Genomic DNA, 5455 nt, shown 5'->3' on the forward strand with positions numbered 1-5455 from the left:
CTATCCCCGTAATCTGCCCGCGGGGGGGGGGGGGGGGGGGGCAGGACCGCAGGCGCCATGGATGGCGCCTACGAGCCCCCATGGTGGGTTTACGGCGTGTCCTGCCCACCCACACCGCCCCGCGATCCCACGCAATGCAGCTGTTGCTGTTGCTGTTGCTTTGGCCGTTGCTCTGAGCAGGTGCAGGGTGCAGCCCTGCCGATACCCCCCCTAGATCTCGCTGGGGGAAAGACCGTACTGCTCGGCGAAACGCTTGCTGAAGCTGGCGGCGGAGCGATAGCCCGCGCGGGCGGCCACGGTCTTCAGCGGCAGGTCGGTGGTGTACAGCAGGTTCATGCCGTGGGCCAGGCGCGCTTCGGTCAGCAGTTGGCGCAGGCTGGTCTGTTCGGCCGCCAGGCGGCGGCGCAGGGTGGCGCCGCTCAGCGCGAACTGCGCTTCCACATCGCGTGATTGCCAGTCGCGCGCGGGGTCGGTGGCGATGCGGTCGCGGATCTGTTCGCCCAGCGTGGGCGTCTGTGGCAACAGCAGGTTGCCGTGGCCCCTGCGGCACCACGCCAGGACCAGGCTGGCCAGCGCCAGGCGTGCTTCGCTGTAGTGGCCGTCCTGCAGGTGCTGGCGCCACTGACGCAGCAGGGGGCCGTGATCGTGCAGTGCGAGCCGCGCCACGCTGGCACCCGGTGCCGGCAGCGGTTCGTTCCACAGCGTACGGGCTGCGGCCAACGCTTCGGCGCAGAGCGGCACGATGGCACTCAGGTAGCGCCCGGTGCGTGGGTCGGGGGTGTTCACCACATCGATGCGGCAGCGCTGGGTGACCAGCAGGATGTCGCCCGGTGCGTACTCCAGCGATTGGTGCGCGGTGCGCACCTGCTTGCGGCCCTCCAGCAGGATGGCGAACTGCGGCTGCGGAATCTCAACCGAACTGGCGCCGTGTTCGCGCCGCGCGGTGATGCAGGCGTAGCCTTCGGCGCGCTCGCAGTGGGCCAGGCTGGCCAGTTCGGCCAGTAGCGCGGTGGCGGGGGGCGGTTGGCCGGTCATGTGATGTGTGCGCCCAGCAGGCGGCCGATCGCGGCGGCCGCGGCCATCGCCACTGCGCCCCAGACCATCACCCGCAGGGCGCCGCGTACCGGCGCGGCACCGCCGGCGTGGGCGGCCAGCGCACCGGTCACGCACAGGCCCAGCAGGGTGGCGATGGTGGTCATGGCGGCAACCCGCTCTGCGGCCGCCAGCAGCGCGGTGACGACCGGCAGCGCTGCGCCGCAGGTGAAGGCCGCCGCCGACGCCAGCGCCGCCTGCAGCGGTCGCGCGCGCAGCGTATCGGTGATGCCCAGTTCGTCGCGCGCATGTGCGCCCAGTGCATCGTGGGCGGTGAGCTGTTCGGCCACCTGCCGCGCCAGTGCCGGCTGCAGGCCGCGGTGGCGGTAGATGGCGGCCAGTTCGTCCAGCTCGCTGTGCGGGTCTTCGAGCAGTTCGCGCTTTTCCACGGCCAGGTCGGCCGCTTCGGTATCGGCCTGGGTCTGCACCGAAACGTATTCGCCGGCGGCCATCGACATCGCGCCGGCCACGGTGCCGGCAATGCCAGTGGCCAGCACGGTGCTGGCCGATGCGCCACCGGCGGCCACGCCCACCACCAGGCCGGCCACCGAGACGATGCCATCGTTGGCACCCAGCACGGCGGCGCGCAGCCAGCCGACACGGTCGGTCCGGTGCAGCTCGGGGTGTCGTGAATGGCGACTCATGCGCGCCAGTGTACGAGGGTCAAGGGGCCGTCGGTAGGATGCTGAAACCCGTCACAGTGGCATGACGCGGTGAACCGCCACGCTATAGTGCGCCCTTGCGATGGAAGGCCCTGGGCCCCACATCCCCAGCCCCCTGCACAGCGAGCCACCCCCTTGTCGAGCCCCAGCCACGTCGCCGATACGCCCATTACCGACCGCACGCAGCTGGTCGAGGTGCTTGCCTCCGGTGAAAAGCCCCGCGCGCAGTGGCGCATTGGTACCGAGCACGAGAAGTTCGGCTTCCGCCTGGACGATCTGCGCCCGCCCACCTACGACGGTGATCGCGGCATCGAGGCGCTGCTCAACGGCCTGGTGCGCTTTGGCTGGGAACCGGTGCAGGAAAACGGCAACACCATCGCCCTGCTGCGCGACAGCGCCTCGGTGACGCTGGAACCGGCCGGGCAGCTGGAACTGTCCGGTGCGGCGCTGGAAACCATCCACCAGACCTGCGTGGAAACCGGCACGCATCTGAATGAAGTGGCACAGGTGGCCGGCGAGCTGCAGCTGGGCTTCCTGGGCATGGGCTTCCAGCCCAAGTGGACGCGCGATGAGATGCCGTGGATGCCCAAGGGCCGCTACAAGATCATGCGCAACTACATGCCCAAGGTCGGTTCGCTGGGCCTGGACATGATGACCCGCACCTGCACGGTGCAGGTGAACCTGGACTACGCCACCGAAGCGGACATGGTGAAGAAGTTCCGTGTGTCGCTGGCGCTGCAGCCGATCGCCACCGCGCTGTTTGCCGATTCGCCGTTCACCGAAGGCAAGCCGAACGGCTACCTGAGCTATCGCTCGCACATCTGGACCGACACCGACGCCGACCGCACCGGCATGCTCGACTTCGTGTTCGAGGATGGCTTTGGCTACGAGCGTTACGTCGACTACCTGCTGGACGTGCCGATGTACTTCTCTTACCGCGATGGCATCTACCACGACGCCAGCGGGCAGAGCTTCCGCGATTTCATGCAGGGCAAGCTGCCGGTGCTGCCGGGTGCGCTGCCGACCCTGCGCGACTGGTCGGACCACATGACCACCGCGTTCCCGGAAGTGCGCCTGAAGAAGTACCTGGAAATGCGCGGTGCCGACGGTGGCCCGTGGAGCCGCCTGTGTGCGCTGCCGGCGTTCTGGGTGGGCCTGCTGTACGACGATGCCTCGCTGGACGCGGCCTGGGACCTGGTGCGTGACTTCACCCTGGCCGAGCGCCACGCGCTGCGCGATGGCGTGCCGAAGTACGCCATGGGCCTGCCGTTCCGCAACGGCACCGTGCGCGACCTGGCCCGCGAAGCGGTGAAGATTTCCGTGGAAGGCCTCAAGCGCCGCGCCGCGCGCAATGCCGATGGCCAGGACGAAAGCAAGTTCCTGGACGTGCTGCAGGAAATCGTCGAATCGGGCCTGACCCCGGCCGAACGCAAGCTGGCGCTGTTCCATGGCCGCTGGCACGGCGACGTGGATCCGGTGTTCCGCGAGTTTGCGTATTGATTGCATTTCGGTAGCGCCGGGCCATGCCCGGCGGTCCGGACCATGAAGAAACCCCGGCAGTGCCGGGGTTTTTTCGTTCCATCACCGCGGCGATCAGGCCTTGATGGTGGCCATGTCGATCACGAAGCGGTAGCGCACATCGTTCTTGGCCATGCGCTCCCAGGCGTCGTTGACGTTCTTGATGTCGATCACTTCGACGTCGGCCACGATGCCGTGCTCGGCGCAGAAGTCCATCATTTCCTGGGTTTCGGCCATGCCGCCGATGGCCGAGCCGGTCACGTGCTTGCGGCCGAAGATCACGCTGGCGCCCATCAGTGCGGGGTCCAGTTCGGTGATCACGCCGACCAGGCACATGGTGCTGTCGCGCTTGAGCAGGCTCATGTACGGATTGGTGTCATGGCTGACCGGCACCGTGTTGAGCAGGAAGTCGAAGCTGTTGGCGTGGGCCTTCATCTGCGCCGGATCGCGCGAGACCAGCACTTCGTCGGCGCCCAGGCGCTTGGCGTCGGCACCCTTTTCCGGGGTGGTGGTGATCATCACCACGTGCGCGCCCAGGGCCTTGGCGAACTTCACGCCCATGTGGCCCAGGCCACCCAGACCGATCACGCCGACCTTCTGGCCGGGGCCGACCTTCCAGTGGCGCAGCGGCGACCAGGTGGTGATGCCAGCGCACAGCAGCGGCGCGGCAGCCTTCAGGTCCAGCTTCTCGGACACCTTCACCACGAAGCGCTGTTCCACCACGATGTGGTCGGAATAGCCGCCCTGGGTCAGTTCGCCCGTGACGCGGTCGCGGCTGTTGTAGGTGTAGGTCGGGCCCTTTTCGCAGTACTGCTCCAGGTCGTGGTCGCAGGCATCGCAGTGGCGGCAGGAATCGACCATGCAGCCGACGCCGGCGAAATCACCGGCCTTCAGCGTGGTCACGCCCGGGCCGACTTCCACCACGCGGCCGATGATCTCGTGGCCCGGCACCATCGGGTACTCGGCGCCGCCCCAGTCGTCGCGGGCCTGGTGCAGGTCGGAATGGCAGATGCCGCTGTACAGCACTTCGATGCGCACATCGTTGGCGCCGACGGCGCGGCGTTCAAAGCTGATGGGTTCGAGCGGGGCGGTGTTGCTGCGCACCGCATAACCGAGGGCGAGGGACATGGGGAATCCTTGGCGGGGTTTGTCGAAAGGCGTTTTACAATACGCCCCTCGCGCGGGGGTAAGAACCCCGGATATCGGCATGATTCATCAAGTGGGACTGCACAATCATGGCCACTGACAACCTGACCCACCTGGCCGCGTTCGCCGCCGTGGCCCGGCACCGCAGCTTCCGCCGGGCCGGGGCCGAGTTGGCCCTGTCCACCTCGGCGGTGAGCTACGCGATCCGTGCGCTGGAAGAGCGGCTGGGCGTGGGCCTGTTCCACCGCACCACCCGCAGCGTGGCCCTGACCGAGGCCGGCCAGCGGCTGCTGCAGCGGCTGCAGCCGGCGCTGGGCCAGGTGCACGAGGCGCTGGAGGAAATGAACCAGTTCCGGGCCAGCCCCACCGGCCTGCTGCGCATCAACGCCGCGCGCGCGGCTGTGCCGACCCAGCTCGGCCCGCGCCTGACCCGCTTCCTGCATGCGCACCCCGATGTGCGCCTGGAGCTGACCGAGAACGACGGCCTGGTGGATATCGTGGGCGAAGGCTACGACGCCGGCGTGCGCCTGCATGAGTTCGTGCCCGAGGACATGGTGGCGGTGCCACTGGGGCCGGCGCTGCGCGGCATGATCGTCGCCTCACCGGACTACCTGCGGCGGCACCCGGCCCCGCAGCACCCGCGTGACCTGCTGGAGCACGAGTGCATCCGCTTCCGCTTCGCCAGCGGGCATCTGTACAAGTGGCAGTTCGACCGCGGCGGTGAATCGCTGGACATCGACGTACGCGGGCGGCTGACGCTGAGCGAGCAGACCACCATCATCCGCGCGGTGATCGATGGCTTCGGCCTGGCGTATGTGCTGGAAGATGCCGCCCGCCCGCATATCGAGGCCGGGCGCATGGTGGCGGTACTGCAGGACTGGAGCGAGCCGTTCGCCGGCTTCGTGCTGTATTACCCCAAGCAGCGGCAGATGGCGTCGGCGCTGCGCGCGTTCGTGGACATGTTGCGGGAGTGAAGCGCAGCAATGCAGTAGCAACTGTCTTGTCAGGGGCTGCCGAGGGCCACCTCGGCGTCCCGC

At 68.3% G+C, this 5455-nt stretch carries 5 protein-coding genes; 2 read left to right on the forward strand and 3 right to left on the reverse strand.

Annotated elements, in window-relative coordinates; genetic code table 11:
• Window positions 1–210: 210 nt before the first annotated feature.
• Entirely contained in the window at window positions 211–1035 is an 825-nt protein-coding gene (locus tag IAE58_RS19565) for a helix-turn-helix transcriptional regulator (RefSeq protein ID WP_199934752.1), read from the reverse strand.
• The gene (locus IAE58_RS19570; RefSeq protein WP_199934753.1) at window positions 1032–1736 is read right to left on the reverse strand and encodes a VIT family protein; all 705 of its coding nucleotides are present in this window, start codon (window positions 1734–1736) and stop codon (window positions 1032–1034) included. Before IAE58_RS19570 ends, IAE58_RS19565 begins: the two co-directional genes overlap by 4 nt.
• Before the next feature lie 153 nt (window positions 1737–1889).
• On the opposite strand from IAE58_RS19570, the gene IAE58_RS19575 reads away from it, so the two are divergent.
• Window positions 1890–3254, forward strand: coding sequence for a glutamate--cysteine ligase (locus tag IAE58_RS19575; protein ID WP_199934754.1), 1365 nt, complete (start codon window positions 1890–1892; stop codon window positions 3252–3254).
• Between the two features lie 93 nt (window positions 3255–3347).
• On the opposite strand, the gene IAE58_RS19580 is transcribed toward IAE58_RS19575, so the two are convergent.
• The gene (locus IAE58_RS19580) at window positions 3348–4400 is read right to left on the reverse strand and encodes an NAD(P)-dependent alcohol dehydrogenase (protein ID WP_108754135.1); all 1053 of its coding nucleotides are present in this window, start codon (window positions 4398–4400) and stop codon (window positions 3348–3350) included.
• A gap of 107 nt (window positions 4401–4507) precedes the next feature.
• On the opposite strand from IAE58_RS19580, the gene IAE58_RS19585 reads away from it, so the two are divergent.
• Entirely contained in the window at window positions 4508–5392 is an 885-nt protein-coding gene (locus IAE58_RS19585) for a LysR family transcriptional regulator (RefSeq protein WP_199934755.1), read from the forward strand.
• Window positions 5393–5455 lie beyond the last annotated feature (63 nt).

It is taken from the genome of Stenotrophomonas sp. S49, from assembly GCF_016624905.1.
In the GTDB taxonomy this organism is placed as follows: Bacteria; Pseudomonadota; Gammaproteobacteria; order Xanthomonadales; family Xanthomonadaceae; genus Stenotrophomonas.